Annotated in this window: 16 protein-coding genes; 9 read left to right on the top strand and 7 right to left on the bottom strand. The window is 68.2% G+C overall.

Translation table 11 applies throughout. The features are described from left to right. Window positions 1–10 precede the first annotated feature (10 nt). Window positions 11–1,207, bottom strand: a complete 1,197-nt coding sequence (locus ACFOSH_RS20890; RefSeq protein ID WP_378240698.1) for an acyl-CoA dehydrogenase family protein — start codon at window positions 1,205–1,207, stop codon at window positions 11–13. A 158-nt stretch (window positions 1,208–1,365) separates the two neighbouring features. Between ACFOSH_RS20890 and ACFOSH_RS20885 the strand changes: the two genes are divergently transcribed. From ACFOSH_RS20885 to ACFOSH_RS20875, 3 genes are read left to right on the top strand one after another with little or no spacing between them, the layout of a single operon-like run. Continuing rightward, window positions 1,366–1,683, top strand: a complete 318-nt coding sequence (locus tag ACFOSH_RS20885) for a DUF4190 domain-containing protein (RefSeq protein WP_378240697.1) — start codon at window positions 1,366–1,368, stop codon at window positions 1,681–1,683. 34 nt (window positions 1,684–1,717) lie between these two features. Next, window positions 1,718–2,092, top strand: coding sequence for a DUF4190 domain-containing protein (locus ACFOSH_RS20880; protein WP_378240696.1), 375 nt, complete (start codon window positions 1,718–1,720; stop codon window positions 2,090–2,092). A gap of 49 nt (window positions 2,093–2,141) precedes the next feature. Continuing rightward, window positions 2,142–2,783, top strand: a complete 642-nt coding sequence (locus tag ACFOSH_RS20875) for a DUF4190 domain-containing protein (protein ID WP_378240695.1) — start codon at window positions 2,142–2,144, stop codon at window positions 2,781–2,783. Between the two features lie 61 nt (window positions 2,784–2,844). Here ACFOSH_RS20875 and ACFOSH_RS20870 read toward each other — a convergent pair whose 3' ends face one another. Together ACFOSH_RS20870 and ACFOSH_RS20865 are read right to left on the bottom strand one after the other, a co-directional pair. Continuing rightward, window positions 2,845–3,663, bottom strand: a complete 819-nt coding sequence (locus ACFOSH_RS20870) for a hypothetical protein (RefSeq protein ID WP_378240694.1) — start codon at window positions 3,661–3,663, stop codon at window positions 2,845–2,847. Window positions 3,664–4,018: 355 nt separating this feature from the next. After that, entirely contained in the window at window positions 4,019–4,870 is an 852-nt protein-coding gene (locus ACFOSH_RS20865) for a slipin family protein (RefSeq protein ID WP_378240693.1), read from the bottom strand. Between the two features lie 88 nt (window positions 4,871–4,958). On the opposite strand from ACFOSH_RS20865, the gene ACFOSH_RS20860 reads away from it, so the two are divergent. From ACFOSH_RS20860 to ACFOSH_RS20845, 4 genes are read left to right on the top strand one after another with little or no spacing between them, the layout of a single operon-like run. Then, window positions 4,959–5,870 (top strand): aminoglycoside phosphotransferase family protein, encoded by a 912-nt coding sequence (locus tag ACFOSH_RS20860; protein ID WP_378240692.1) that lies wholly within the window; start codon window positions 4,959–4,961, stop codon window positions 5,868–5,870. Between the two features lie 44 nt (window positions 5,871–5,914). Next, window positions 5,915–7,222: a magnesium transporter MgtE N-terminal domain-containing protein gene (locus ACFOSH_RS20855; RefSeq protein WP_378240691.1), complete on the top strand. Its 1,308-nt coding sequence runs from the start codon at window positions 5,915–5,917 to the stop codon at window positions 7,220–7,222. Then, window positions 7,215–7,724 (top strand): DUF1003 domain-containing protein, encoded by a 510-nt coding sequence (locus ACFOSH_RS20850; protein ID WP_378240690.1) that lies wholly within the window; start codon window positions 7,215–7,217, stop codon window positions 7,722–7,724. The genes ACFOSH_RS20855 and ACFOSH_RS20850 overlap by 8 nt, the downstream gene beginning before the upstream one ends. A gap of 9 nt (window positions 7,725–7,733) precedes the next feature. Further along, window positions 7,734–8,879: an Mrp/NBP35 family ATP-binding protein gene (locus ACFOSH_RS20845; RefSeq protein WP_378240689.1), complete on the top strand. Its 1,146-nt coding sequence runs from the start codon at window positions 7,734–7,736 to the stop codon at window positions 8,877–8,879. A 168-nt stretch (window positions 8,880–9,047) separates the two neighbouring features. Here ACFOSH_RS20845 and tatB read toward each other — a convergent pair whose 3' ends face one another. Next, window positions 9,048–9,467, bottom strand: a complete 420-nt coding sequence (tatB, locus tag ACFOSH_RS20840) for a Sec-independent protein translocase protein TatB (RefSeq protein ID WP_378240688.1) — start codon at window positions 9,465–9,467, stop codon at window positions 9,048–9,050. Between the two features lie 55 nt (window positions 9,468–9,522). After that, entirely contained in the window at window positions 9,523–11,064 is a 1,542-nt protein-coding gene (locus tag ACFOSH_RS20835) for a trypsin-like peptidase domain-containing protein (protein WP_378240687.1), read from the bottom strand. Window positions 11,065–11,224: 160 nt separating this feature from the next. Here ACFOSH_RS20835 and ACFOSH_RS20830 point away from each other — a divergent pair, with 160 nt between their 5' ends. Then, entirely contained in the window at window positions 11,225–11,896 is a 672-nt protein-coding gene (locus ACFOSH_RS20830; RefSeq protein ID WP_378240686.1) for an LppU/SCO3897 family protein, read from the top strand. A 39-nt stretch (window positions 11,897–11,935) separates the two neighbouring features. On the opposite strand, the gene ACFOSH_RS20825 is transcribed toward ACFOSH_RS20830, so the two are convergent. Both ACFOSH_RS20825 and sigE read right to left on the bottom strand, forming a co-directional pair. Further along, complete coding sequence (locus ACFOSH_RS20825; RefSeq protein ID WP_378240685.1) at window positions 11,936–12,646, bottom strand: zf-HC2 domain-containing protein; 711 nt, start codon at window positions 12,644–12,646, stop codon at window positions 11,936–11,938. Continuing rightward, window positions 12,643–13,263: an RNA polymerase sigma factor SigE gene (gene sigE, locus ACFOSH_RS20820; protein WP_378240684.1), complete on the bottom strand. Its 621-nt coding sequence runs from the start codon at window positions 13,261–13,263 to the stop codon at window positions 12,643–12,645. Before sigE ends, ACFOSH_RS20825 begins: the two co-directional genes overlap by 4 nt. Window positions 13,264–13,442: 179 nt before the next feature. Here sigE and ACFOSH_RS20815 point away from each other — a divergent pair, with 179 nt between their 5' ends. Continuing rightward, complete coding sequence (locus ACFOSH_RS20815) at window positions 13,443–14,093, top strand: O-methyltransferase (protein ID WP_378240683.1); 651 nt, start codon at window positions 13,443–13,445, stop codon at window positions 14,091–14,093. Window positions 14,094–14,257 lie beyond the last annotated feature (164 nt).

The raw sequence follows: 14,257 nt of genomic DNA, 5'->3' as shown, positions 1-14,257 counted from the left end.
GCGCGAACGTTCAGGAGCGGGACTTGTACTCGCGGAGCAGACCGCGGCTGATGATGGTCTTCTGGATCTCGCTGGTGCCCTCGCCGATGAGCAGGAACGGCGCCTCGCGCATCAGGCGCTCGATCTCGTACTCCTTGGAGTAGCCGTAGCCGCCGTGGATGCGGAACGAGTCCTGGGTGACCTCGGCGCAGTACTCGCTCGCGATCAGCTTCGCCATGCCTGCCTCGACGTCGTTGCGCTCGCCGGAGTCCTTGAGGCGGGCGGCGTTGACCATCATCAGGTGCGCGGCCTCGACCTTGGTGGCCATCTCGGCGAGTTTGAACGCCACCGCCTGGTGCTCGGCGATCGCCTTGCCGAAGGTCTTGCGCTGCTGGGCGTACTCCACCGCCAGCTCGAAGGCGCGGATCGCGATGCCGCAGGCGCGCGCGGCGACGTTGACCCGGCCGACCTCGACACCGTCCATCATGTACGCGAAGCCCTTGCCCGGCGCCTCGCCGAGGACCTTGTCGGCACCGATCTCGTAGCCGTCGAAAACGGCTTCGGTGGTGTCGACGCCCTTGTAGCCCATCTTGTCGATCTTGCCGGGGATGGTGAGGCCGGGCGCGACCTCACCGAAGCCCTCGGGCTTCTCGACCAGGAACGTGGTCAGGTTCTGGTGGGCCTTCTCGGCGCCTTCGTCGGTCTTGACGAGCAGCGCGATCAGGTTGGAGCTGCCGCCGTTGGTCAGCCACATCTTCGAGCCGTCGATGACGTAACCGTCGTCGGTCTTGCGGGCGCGGGTCTTGATGGCGGCGACGTCGGAGCCGAGGTCCGGCTCGGACATCGAGAAGGAGCCGCGCACCTCGCCGGTCGCCATCCGGGGCAGGAAGTGCTGCTTCTGCTCCGGCGTCCCGTGCCGGGAGATCATGTGCGCCACGATGAAGTGCGTGTTGATCACGCCGGAGACGCTCATCCAGCCGCGCGCGATCTCCTCGACCACGAGCGCGTAGGTCAGCAGCGATTCGCCGAGGCCGCCGTACTCCTCCGGGATGGTGAGCCCGAACAGGCCCATCTCCTTCATCCCCTCGACGATGTCGGTGGGATAGCTGTCGGAGTGCTCGAGCTCCTGCGCGCGCGGGATGACCTCCTTGTCCACGAACTGGCGGACCGTGGCCAGGATTTCGGACTGCACGTCGGTCAAGCCGGCGGTCTGGGCGAGGCGAGCCATCGCTGCTCCCTAAATTCGCGCGCACCGGGCTCCCGGCGCTGGGTTACCGGTGAGTATGACGCTTGACCGGGGACCTCGCTATGAGCGCAGTCACGCGTACGCCATCCGAGACCATGGCACTACAGTGACAGGCCGATCACAGTCCGAGGGGGACGAACGTGGCTCAGCAGCCCTTTGGCGGATTCCCGCCGCAACAGCAGTACGGCTTTCCGAACCAGGCTCCGGCACGGAACAAGGACTCCGGCCTGGCGATCGCCGCCCTGATCTTTTCACTCTTCGGGCTGATCGGGCTGGTGTCCGCGATCCCGGGGATCGTCCTGGGCCACGTCGCCTTCGCGAAAGCCCGGCGCGGCGAGGTGGGCGGCAAGGGCATGGCGCTGGCCGCGTTCATCGTCGGATACCTGATGATCGTCCTGTACGCCATCGCGATCCCGGTCCTGCTGAACGTCGCCGCGAAACACGGGGCTTTCCGCTGACGACTACGGTCCAAGGCCGACGAGGGGACCCCACATGACGAATCCGCACGACCCGTACGGGCAGCAACAGCCCTCCGGGCAGTTCCAGCAGCCCTACGGTCTCCAGCCGTACCAACCGCAGCAGCAGTACTACGTCCAGCAGCCCTACGTGCGGCCGCCGGATCAGGGCATGGCGGTGGCATCGCTGGTGTGCTCGCTGATCGGGCTGATCATGTGCTTCCCGGCGATCCTGGGGATCGTCTTCGGGCACATCGCGCTCTCGAAGGCCAAGCGCGGCGAAGCGGGCGGCCAGGGCATGGCGCAGGCCGGGATGATCATCGGGTACGTGGTCACCGGGCTGTGGCTGATCCCGGTCATCCTGTGGTTCGTTTTCGTGGTGTTCGCGATCGGTGCCGCGGGCGTCTCTTGACCCGTTCCCGGCTACGGTGGGGTCCCGAACGAACCAGGGGGCCCACCGGATGAGCAGTTCCGACCCGCAGGACACACCGTCGACGTCGTCCTACACCGACTCGAACACTTTCTCGGACCCGACTTCGTCGTCCGAGACTGTGTCGAGCCCGTCGCCTGCGGAACCGCAGCAGTTCCAGCCACCGGCACCGTTCTCGCCGCCTCCGCCGTTCGAGCCGCCCGCTCCGTTCGAGGTGCCTTCGGCCGAGGTCCCGCCTGCTCCTTCAGAGCCGTTCGCGCAGGCCATCGACCCGCTGACCGCCGAGCCCGTTCCGCCGCCCGAGCCGTCCTTCGCGGCTCCGGACCCCTTGGCTCCTCCGATGTACGCGCCCGCGCCTCTGCCTGTCGCGTACCCCGCGCAGCCGTACGGCCGGCCGTACAACCCGTACGGGGCGACGGCGGCGCCGCGTTCACAGGACAACGGGATGGCGGTCGCCGGGCTGGTCTGTTCGCTCGTCGGGATCTGCTCGTGCGTGACCGTGATCGTCGGGCTGATCCTGGGGCATATCGGGCTGGCGAAGGCGAACCGGGGCGAGGCCGGCGGGCGCAGCATGGCGCTCGCGGCGGTGATCATCGGCTACGTCGTGCTCGCGCTGTACGTCGGGTTCTTCGGGACGTTGATCGTCTTGGGCGTCAACGGCGAGCTTGATTAGCGGAGTTCGGTACCTGATTGCGGTAGGTGAGCGTGCAAGTACCGCAATCAGGTACCAGGTCCTAAAGGTCTGCCGTGGTCATTGCGTTCTCCAACGAGTGCAGCGAGACATAGCGCTGCCGCTGCACGAAAGCCGAGCCTCTTCCGGCGCCTTGATGAGGCAGCGCCGCACGCGACTGCCGGTGGTCGGGATGTCCCGGACCGGTCAGCAAGAAGACCTGACAGCGACCATCCGTCCAGGTCGCTCCTGATGCTTCGATGACCTTGGCGATCTTGCGATCGAACCGATCGTCCGAGGTGCTGAGCCGCACCGCCTCCTCCGAAGACCACTCGACATTGTCCCGACGGTGAAGCACAGCAGGAACGTCAAGTTTCACCTCACGGTCCGCATAGAACGCCACACGCTCGATCGGCCGACACGCCCGCCCGGATTGGCACACGTAAGCGGTGCGGCTCTCATAGAGCGGCCAAACGTGCTTCGCCGCCACGACGACGGTGTCATCGATCGTGACCGGCCGTTGCGCATAGACAGTCATCAATCCACTGCACCGCTTCAGCCATCGCACGGCATCCGTGTCGATGTACGCGGCCAGGTCGAAGATCTGACGTAGCTCGAAGGGTATGTCGACGTTGATCGTCGAGTCGTGGTGCGCGAGCCGGTTCCGGAACTTGCGGACCCGCTCGACAGCGACAGCGACCTGCTTTCGCTTTCCTGACGAGTTCGGGAAAGCACGATGAAGACAGTCGCGCCAGAGCTCCTCGTACTTAGGACCAAGCAATCCAGACCAGAAGCCGAAGCTCAATCCAGCGATGATCTGGTGCCGAGTTTCCTTCCTCTGGGGGCGCGGCCGCTCCCGCACGGTGGCCACGGCCTCCGCCACGTGGTCCCCTCCGGGGTCGGTACCAGGAACCACGGAATGCCGCACTGCTCCTCTCTGAAGTGCTCGCGGAGACACCGATCCAGAGCGTTACGAAGCAGCACCTCGAGATGGCCGACGACCTCGAAAGCGGCGGAGGACGTTCGAGCACTCCACTCGTACAGCCGCAGGGCCGCGACCTTGTCTCCCGAGGCGCCCTCGAGGTAGGGGGCCATCCGGGGTCCGGACAGCAGGTTCCAGACCATGGATTCTTCGGTCTCGACGGATGGCACCCGAAGTTGCTACCGTCAGTGACGAACGCCCCAGTGTCGCCTCTGATTCAAGCGCCTGGGGCTTCTTCACGTCACGGGGACACTGCTCAGCTCGCACCCGGGGACGAGTCAGGTTCGCGGGGCGCCGGGGCCACCTGGCCGTTGCTCTCCGAAGCACCGGAGGCCGCTGAAGCCGGTGGCCCGCCCTTCGGCGTGGCCGCGTCGAGGAAGCGCAGCAACTCCACCGGGAACGGCAGGACCAGCGTCGAGTTCTTCTCCGCCGAGACCTGCACGACCGTCTCCAGCAGCCGCAACTGCAGCGCCGCCGGGGTGTCGGCCATGGTCGCGGCCGCCTGCGAGAGTTTGTACGACGCCTGCAGTTCCCCGTCGGCCGAGATGACCCGTGCCCGCCGTTCGCGTTCGGCTTCGGCCTGGCGTGACATCGAGCGTTTCATCGACTCCGGCAGGGCGACGTCCTTGATCTCGACCCGGTCGATGTGGATGCCCCAGTCCAGCGCCGGGCTGTCGATCATCAGCTCCAGGCCCTCGTTGAGTCGTTCGCGGTTGGACAGCAGATCGTCCAGGTCGCTCTTGCCGATGATGGACCGCAGCGAGGTCTGCGCGACCTGGCCGACGGCCGAGCGGTAGTCCTGCACCTTGACCGCGGCCAGCACCGGGTCGATCACCTTGAAGTACACGACCGCGTCCACCCGCACGGTGACGTTGTCGCGGGTGATGCCGTCCTGCGCGGGGATCGGCATCGTGACGATCTGCATGTTGACCTTCTGCAGCCTGTCCGCGAACGGCATCAGGAGCGCGAGCCCCGGCTCCCGGATGGCCGGGCGCACCCTCCCGAACCGGAACACGAGGCCGCGTTCGTACTGCTTCACCACGCGAAGGCTGGCCGCGACCCAAGCACCGCCCGCGACGACGACCGCACTGAGAATCTCGACCACCATGGCTACTCCCGGGGTTGTTCTCGCTGTTCACGGTACGCCCGGCGGGTCACGGGGGAAACACGGTGGACAGGCCTGCCAAGGTGGGTTCGTGACCGGTTTCAAGATCCCGCCCAAGTTCCTCGACCGCGCCGCCGAACTCGGCCCCGGAGCCGCCGAATGGCTCGGCTCCCTCCCGTTCCTCGCCGAGAAGTACACCGCCAAATGGCAGCTCGAGTACGACGGCGAGGCCATGCACGGCTTCGTCGGCGTCGCCCAGCCCGTCCGCCGCGCGGACGGCTCCCCCGCGATCCTCAAACTCGGCTGGCCGCACGAGGAATCCGACGACGAACCGCTCGCACTGTCCACTTGGGCCGGTCAGGGCGCGGTTCTGCTGTACGACAACGTGCCCGAAGACGGCGTGCTGCTCCTGGAGCGGCTCGACGCCACCCGCTCGCTCGAAACCGAGCCGATCCAGCAGGCCGTCGAGACGGTCGGCGCGTTGGCGCGACGGCTGGCCGTCCCTGCTCCCGAAGCACTGCGGCGATCCCTTCGCGAGGAAGCCGCGGAGCTGGTCACCGAACTGCCGGAGACCTGGAGCGAACTGGGCGAGCCGTTCGACCGCAAGTACGTCGACGCGGCCGTGGAGATCTGCGTGAACCTCGGGCCGGAAGCCGGCGAACTGATGGTGAACGAGGACCTGCACTTCGAGAACGTCCTCGCCGGGGAACGGGAACCGTGGCTGGTGATCGATCCGAAGCCGCTTTCGGGTGACCTCGAGTTCGGCGCGATCTCGATCCTCTGGAACCGCGCGGAGGAGTCCACAATGGACGAAAAGATCGCGTGGTTCACCGCGGCGGCCGAAGTCGACGCCGAACGCGCGCGGGCGTGGACGCTCGTGCGCGCCGTGCAGAACTGGACCTGGCTGTACGAAGACCTCGCCGAGGGCGCCTCGCACGAGACCCTCGCCGAAGATCCGGCCTACGCCGCCGTCCCCCGAATCGCCGCCTGGGCATTGCGGTGATCACACGAATCGTCGCGGGCCCCGGGAGCCGATAGCCTTCGGGCATGGCAGCCGTGAACAGGGTATTCGCAGCCCAGCTGGCCGGTTTGCCGGTATTCGGGCCCGATGGTGAATCGATCGGCAAGGTGCGGGACCTGGTGGCGGGCCTGCGCCTGGACCAGCAACCGCCGCGGATCCTGGGCATCGTGGTCGAGCTGACGACGAGGCGCCGCGTGTTCGTGCCGATGTTGCGCGTGACCTCGATCGAGCCCACCGCCGTCACGCTCGCCACCGGATCGGTGAACATGCGGCGGTTCCACCAGCGGCCCAACGAGGTGCTGGTGGTCGGGCAGCTGTTCGACGCGTACGCCACGCTCACGGGCTCGGACACCCGCGTCACCGTCGTCGACGCCGGCATGGAGCCGACGAGGACCCGGGACTGGGTCCTCGCGAAACTCGCGATCCGCGAGCGGTCGAGCAGGCTCGGGCTCGGCAGGCGGCGCGCGCCGATGCAGGTCCTGCCGTGGTCGGAGGTGTCCGGGCTGGGGCTCACCGACCTGACCGGCCAGACCCAGGGCGCGGCGCAGCTGCTGATGCTGTTCGACACCATGCGCGCGGCCGACGTCGCCGCCACCATCCGTGACCTGCCGCTGAAACGGCGGCACGAGGTCGCCGACGCGATGGACGACGAGCACCTCGCCGACGTCATCGAGGAGCTTCCCGAGGACGACCAGAAGGAACTGCTGTCCTACCTCGCCGAGGAACGGGCCGCCGACATCCTCGAAGCGATGGACCCCGACGACGCCGCCGACCTGCTGGCCGAACTGGCGCCCGCCGAACAGAGCCGCTTCCTGGAGCTGATGGAGCCCGAGGAGTCGGCGCCGGTGAAGCGGCTGCTGAAGTACTCCTCCGACACCGCGGGCGGGCTGATGACGCCCGAACCGGTGGTGCTGACGCCGGACGCGACGGTCGCGGAGGCGCTCGCGCACATCCGCAACGCCGATCTCCCGGTGGCGCTGGCGAGCATGGTGTTCGTCTGCCGTCCGCCGACCGAAACGCCGACGGGGCGCTTCGTCGGCGTCGTCCACTTCCAGCGGCTGCTGCGCGAACCGCCCGCGGAGATGGTGGCGAGCGCCGTCGACTCGCAGCTGCCCGCGCTGCGGCCGAACGCCACGTTGTCCGAGGTCACCCGCTACTTCGCCGCCTACAACCTCACCTGCGGGCCGGTGGTGGACGCCGAGGACCACCTGCTCGGCGCGGTCACCGTCGACGACGTGCTCGACCATCTGCTCCCGGAGGACTGGCGCGAAACCGGGCTGCACGACATCACCGGCGACATCACTGTCGACACAGAGGAGGCCGAGCGTGCCTGAACTGACTTCCGGGCGGCGGCTCGACCAGCCCCGCGGCCAAGGCCGGTTCAGGCTGAACATCGATCCGGACGCCTTCGGCAGGCTCACCGAACGGGTCGCGCGGTTCCTCGGCACCGGCAAGTACCTGTTCTGGCAGACGCTGATCGTCATCGTCTGGATCGTGCTGAACCTGGTGGCGGTCTCACTGCGGTGGGACCCGTATCCGTTCATCCTGCTGAACCTGGCTTTCTCGACGCAGGCCGCCTACGCCGCGCCGCTCATCCTGCTGGCGCAGAACCGGCAGGACGACCGCGACAGCATCTCGCTGAAGGAAGACCGGAACCGGGCCGAACAGACCAAGGCGGACACCGAATACCTCGCCAGGGAGCTCGCGTCACTGCGGATCGCGCTCGGCGAGGTCGCCACCCGCGACTTCCTGCGGAGCGAACTCGACCGCCTCCGTGAAGATCTTGACGTCAAGCCGCGCAAGGGCAAACCCGACCGCACGCCTACCGGTACGTAACATGGACGTGTGACCAGTACGCAGCAACTCCCCAGCGTCGACGACGTCCGCACCGCGCTGAAGGCCGTGTACGACCCGGAGATCAAGAAACCGATCACCGAACTCGGCATGGTCAAGGGCGTGGAGGTGGGCTCGGACGGTGTGGTCATCGTCGGGATCTACCTGACGGTCGCCGGCTGTCCGTTGAAGGCGACACTGACCAACGACACCACCGAAGCCGTCAAGAAGCTCCCCGGCGTCAGCGACGTCCGGGTCGAGCTCGACGTGATGAACGACGAGCAACGCACGGAACTGCGAAAATCCCTGCGCGGCGACGCCACGGAACCGGTGATCCCGTTCGCGCAGCCGGGTTCGCTGACGCGGGTCTACTGCGTCGCGTCCGGCAAGGGCGGCGTCGGCAAGTCCTCGGTGACGGTGAACCTCGCGGCCGCGATGGCCGAGCGCGGGCTTTCCGTCGGCGTGGTCGACGCGGACATCTACGGGCACTCGGTGCCGCGGATGCTCGGCACGCACGAGAAGCCGACCAAGGTCGACACCATGATCATGCCGCCGCAGGCGCACGGTGTGAAGGTCATCTCGATCGGCATGTTCACCCCCGGCAACACGCCCGTCGTGTGGCGCGGGCCGATGCTGCACCGCGCGCTGCAGCAGTTCCTCGCCGACGTGTTCTGGGGCGACCTCGACATCCTGCTGCTGGACCTGCCGCCGGGCACCGGCGACATCGCGATCTCGGTGGCGCAGCTGATCCCGAACGCGGAGATCCTGGTCGTCACCACCCCGCAGCAGGCGGCCGCCGAAGTGGCCGAACGCGCGGGCGCGATCGCGCTGCAGACGCGGCAGCGGGTCGCCGGGGTCATCGAGAACATGTCGTGGCTGGAAACGCCCGACGGCGGGCGGATGGAGATCTTCGGGTCCGGCGGCGGGCAGTCCGTGGCCGACTCGCTGTCGAAGTCGGTCGGCTCGACCGTGCCGCTGCTCGGGCAGGTCCCGATGGACCCGCGCTTGGTCTCCCACGGCGACGCGGGCACGCCGATCGTGCTGGCCGAGCCGGACGCGCCGGCGTCGCTGGTGCTCAAGGAGGCGGCGAAGAAGCTGACCGTCCGGGCGCGCGGGCTGGCCGGGATGATGCTGAACGTCACCCCTGCGGGCCGCTGACCTGCGCTTTACCTTCCTACCGGGTGCTGACTGCGAGCCAAGTCGCCCCATGCGCACCAGCAGTCACAGCAGTCACGGAACGGGGTGCGCGTGAGGCATCGGTACAGGTGGTCGTGAGTGGTAAGTGCCGTTCTAACGGCACTTACCACTCACGAGGCTTGAGCTGGGTCAGGTGGCGTCGGGGTCGACCGGAGGGCGCTCGCCCGGCTTCAGCGGCTCGGGTTGCGAAGCCGTCGCCGGGTAGCCGTTGGGCTTCGAGGCCCCGTTGGAACCGTTGGACCCGTTGGTGCCGTTGACGTCCTTGAGCCCCAGCGGGTCGGAGTCACCGTCGAACAGGTGCTGGGTGACGACCCGCTTCGGGTCGAAGTTCCGCAGGCCACGCAGATCCTCCAGCGGCTTGCGCAGCTGGTCGAACTCCGGGCCCATCTCTTCGCGCAGTTGCGTCTTGGCCCCGGTCGTGAAATCGCGGACCTTGCGGACACTCTTCGCGAGCCAGGCCGCCGCTTCGGGCAGCCGTTCCGGCCCGAGAATGAAAAGACCCGCGACGACGATGATGAGGATCTCTCCCCAGCCGACACTCTCGAACACCTGTGTGAACCTCCGCCTCGGCGTCTTCCCCGTTCAGGGTACCCGCACGGACTCGCTAGTCCGAGGCCAGTTTCACGTCCACGACAAGTGAAGACCCATCCCGGACAAGGCGGACAGGGACCACTTCGCCGACTTCGCGCGCGCGGACCGCGACGAGCAGTTCCGCCGAGTCGCGCACGAGGCGTCCGCCGACCTCGGTGATCACGTCGCCTTCCTTGATCCCCGCCGACGCGGCCGGGCCGCCGGGGGCGACGTTGCGGACCTGCGCGCCCATGGTGCTGGAGCCCGCGACGGTCGACGAAGCGTTGATGCCGATGTCGGGGTGGACGACCTTGCCGTCCTTGATCAGGGTTTTCGCGATCTTCACCGCGTAGTCGCTCGGGATGGCGAACCCGATGCCGATGCTGCCGCCCTCGGCGCTGGACGAGCGGATCGCCGAGTTGATCCCGACCAGCGCGCCGGTCGCGTCGACGAGCGCGCCGCCCGAGTTGCCGTGGTTGATCGCGGCGTCGGTCTGGATGGCCTCGTAGATCACCGGCGAACTGCCGCCGTCGCCGCCCGCGGTCACCGGGCGGTTGAGCGCGCTCACGATGCCGGCGGTGACCGAGTTCTGCAGCGCCAGCGGTGAACCGACGGCGATCACCGAGTCACCGACGGCGAGGTCGGACGACTTCCCGACCTGTAGCGCGGTCAGGTTCTTGACGTCGACCTTGACCACGGCCAGGTCGGTTTTGGCGTCGGCGCCGACGACCTTCGCCTCGACGCGCCTGCCGTCGAAGAACACGGCGGTGACCTTGGTCGCCGAGTCGGTCGCCGCGGCGGAGATCACGTGTTCGTTCGTGAGCACGTAGCCTTGGGTGTCGATGACGACGCCGGAGCCCTGCTGGCCGGAGTCGGCGCCGGGCTTGAACACCTCGAGCGAGACCACGGCGGGCGCCACCCGGTGGGCGATGTCGGCGATCGAGCCCGCCGGCCGTTCCTTGGCCGCGTCGGCCTCGGAGATGCTGGCCTGCCCGGTCAGCTCGGTGCCGGTATCGGCGAACCACCAGCCGATCAGACCGCCCGCGGCGCCGATGACCAGCGCGACGGCGGCGAGGATCGCCAGAGCCTTCGTCTGCACACGCCGCCCGAAGAGGACCTCGGGAAGGCTCAGCAGCGCACCTTGCGGGCGCTTCGCGTCCTTCTGATCGTCCGAGTCCTGCTGCACGGCGGGCCCGGCGAGCACCGCGCCGGAGCCGGGATCGCGCCACGGGTCCGAAGTCGTGGTCCAGAGCGGACCGTCGGGGTCGTTCGCGGGAAGTTCGGAGCCGTTGCTCCCGTGCGGCCGCTCCAGCACGACCCCTTCGGCGCCCGGCGGGCGGCGGAAGGCCTCGGCGAGCGATTCCGGTGTCGGCGGCGCCAGGTTCAGGCCCGGCGCGGCCTGCCCGTTCGTTCCGGGCTGGTACAGCTTGTCGAAGGCTCCGTCGACGCCGCGCGGCCTGCCGAACGTGGCCGCCTGCGCCGGATCGACGGCGGGCCGGGCCAGCGGGCGCGGCGCCAGCCGATCCCCCGCCGGGTCACCAGGCTGCTGCGGATTCGCGTTCGGCTGCTCGGTCATCATTCCCCGGGGCTGAGATCAGGTTGGCCGGACGCGAGAGTACGCCAAGCCTTGACCTGGATTCTGCCGTGACCACGGTGAAGTGCGCGTTGATTCCCCGGAACACCAAGAAATGTGACACTTGAGGCAACCATGTCTCACATCTGGCAGTCTAACGGGCATGTCGGAGAACCCGGGAGCTTCTTTCCCGCCCCAGAACGCCCCTCACCAGCAGTGGCCCCAGCAACAGTGGCCTCAACAGCAGCAGGGTTGGCCGCAGCAGGGTTGGCCGCAGCAGCCGCCCAAGAAGAAGGGCCTGTCCACCAAGGTGAAGGTGCTGCTGCTCGTCGCCGCGCTCGTCGTGGTCGGCGGCGGGATCGGCCTGGTCGTCGTGATGAAGTCGGTCGCGGGGCCGGAGAAGCAGGCCGGGAAGCTGACCGAGGGCGACTGCGTCGTGCTGACCGGATCCGGCAAAGGGGCCGACGCGGTCAAGACGCCGTGCGACTCGCCTCAAGCGCCGTACGCGGTGAGCCTCACCGGCGTCGACAAGGGCGATTGGGACTGCAAAGAGGGCTTCTACAAGTACGCCGTCCCGACGCCGATGCGCGGGGAGGGTGTCGCCCTGTGCCTGGCTATCAACGCCAAGGTCGGGTTGTGCTTCGACGACATCGGGAGCAAGACCCCGCCGCCGCTGAAGGACTGCGGCTCGGCGCGGCTGCGGATCAGCGAGGTCTTTCCGCAGATGAGCGTGGTGAACAGCCCGTGCAAGGAAGGCACGGCCGAAGTCATCTCCTACGCCAGCTACGGGACTTCGAACTTCAAGAGCGCGACTATCTGCTTCGTCAAACCCTGATCAAGCAAACTCTGATCAAGCAAACCCCGACGAAGCAGATCAGCGGGCCGACGCGGGCACGGGCAAGCTCGACGTGCTCGTCGGGCTCGGGGTGGGGCTGAAGCTGGGGCTGGGCGACGGCTCCGGCTTCGCGCCACCCAACTGCGCGGGCAGCAGGCCGGCGTTGACGCCCTGCGGCGGCACGAAACCCGTGTTCGGCTGGTCTTCGGTGCCGTCACCCGAGGTCGCCACCAGGGCCAGGGCGCTCAGCACCAGACCCGAAACGACGACTCCGGCGCCCTGCGCGTACTTCCTCCGCGCGAGACCGAACCGCCCGCCGCCGAGGACGTTCGGCGACTGGCCCAGGGGTGCCGATGATCCCAACGGCGCTGTACCCGACCCCAACGGTGTCGTGCCGCCCAGCACTCCGGTGTCGCGAAGGCCGGCGACCCTGTCGGGCCGCTGGATGGCCACCAGCTGGCCGTCCGCTGTCATCGCCAGGTTGTCCGGCGTGCCGGGAAGTTCGGTGTTCTGCGGGATGGAGCACAGGCTGGCCAGGAAACCCGCCGACATCGACGGGGCTCCGGCCTGCTTCACGGCCGCGACGGCCTGGCGCTGCGCGGCGACGTCGCCCGCGCAGGACGGGCAGCGGGCGATATGCGCCGAGGCCCTGTCCTGGGCGCCGAGGGTCAGCTCGCCGTCCACGAAGGCGACGATGGCGTCCGGAAGCAGATGCGACTCGGGGAGTCCCCAGCCTCGCGGTGCGGTCATACCCCCACCTTCGCAGACTCCCGCGCCTCGGCGCGACGACGCTCCAAAGATGCACGAAGCGCCTGGCGGCCGCGGTGGATCCGGCTGCGCACGGTGCCGAGCTTGACACCGAGAGTGGCGCCGATCTCCTCGTACGAGAGGCCTTCGACGTCGCACAGCACGACCGCGGCACGGAACTCGGGCGGCAACTCGTCGAGCGCGGCCTGCAGGTCCGGGTCGAGATGGGTGTCCGTGTAGACCTGCTCGGGGCTCGGGTCGTCACCGACGATGCGGTCGGTGTCCTCGGGGAGGCCTTCCATCCGCACACGCGAGCGGCGGCGGGCCATGTCGAGGAAGAGGTTCGTGGTGATGCGGTGCAGCCAGCCCTCGAACGTGCCGGGCTTGTAGGACGCGAGGGAGCGGAAGACCCGGATGAAGGTCTCCTGCGTCAGGTCCTCGGCGTCGTGGGCGTTACCGGTCAGGCGGTACGCCAGCCGGTAGACGCGGTCGGCGTGCTCACGCACGACCTCGTCCCACGAGGGCGGCGTCCATGCGGCCTCGTCCACCGTCACCGGTGTGACCTGGTCCGCGTGCTGGTCTTGCATCGTGTCCTGCATCGGGGAAGTAGGCACCTCCATCAGCGTCTTCTCCCAACTACTCCACCCAACGCGGGCGATGTGCACGGTGTTCCCGTTGTCGAGACCCAGTCTGTCCGGCCTGCTTATGTTTCTAGTGAGACTGGACTGAGAAGAGGCTGAGAAGTCGGTACCAGGGAGTCTTCTGCTCTTTTGGTGATAGGCAGCGCTAACCTCCGCGTGTGAATTCCGGGACGCATGCGGGCTCCCCTGCCGAGGCCGCCGACGCCGACCTCGTCGACGGGTACCTCCCCGACGACGAGGTTCTGGCCACCGCGCGGGCGCGGTCGGCCGATCTGGGATGCGGTCCGCTGAGCGCGGGCGCGGGTGCGACTCTGCGTTTTCTCGCCACGACGCTGCGGGCGAAAGCCGTGGTCGAGGTCGGGACCGGGGCAGGCGTGAGCGGATTGTGCCTGCTCAGGGGCATGGTCGACGACGGGATCCTCACCTCTATCGACATCGAGCCCGAGTACCACCGGGCGGCCCGGTCGGCGTTCCGGGAGGCCGGCTACCCGCCGGGGCGGACCCGGCTGATCATGGGCCGCGCGCTCGACGTCCTCCCCCGGCTCACCCCCGGCGGCTACGACCTGGTGTTCGTCGATTCGGCGCCGATCGAGTACCCGAGTTGCTACGAGAAGGCCGTCGCGCTGCTCCGGCCCGGCGGGATACTGGCGTTCCACAACGTTTCCGGCGCCAGGGTGACCGATCCCTCACGACGCGATCCGGACACCCTCGCGCTGCGCGAGGTCGCGCGGGCCTTCCGGGAGGACGACAGGCTGGTCCCGGCGCTGCTGCCGGTGGGCGGCGGACTGCTGGTCGCCGCGATCGCGTAGCAAGGGACCTTTGCTATCGCCGGGGCTCAGACGCGCTCCGTGAAGGCCTCCTTCCCTACTTTGAGGGTCAATGCCAGGAACTTAAGCGGCTCTGGGTTGGGCTGGGGTTGCTGTTGTGTTGGCTGTGTCCTGTTCGGTGGGGGTGGGTGCGGTGGTGACCCGGT

This window comes from Amycolatopsis speibonae, from assembly GCF_042647925.1.
Classification (GTDB): domain Bacteria; phylum Actinomycetota; class Actinomycetes; order Mycobacteriales; family Pseudonocardiaceae; genus Amycolatopsis; species Amycolatopsis speibonae.
This window is presented reverse-complemented; position numbering and strand designations above follow the sequence as displayed.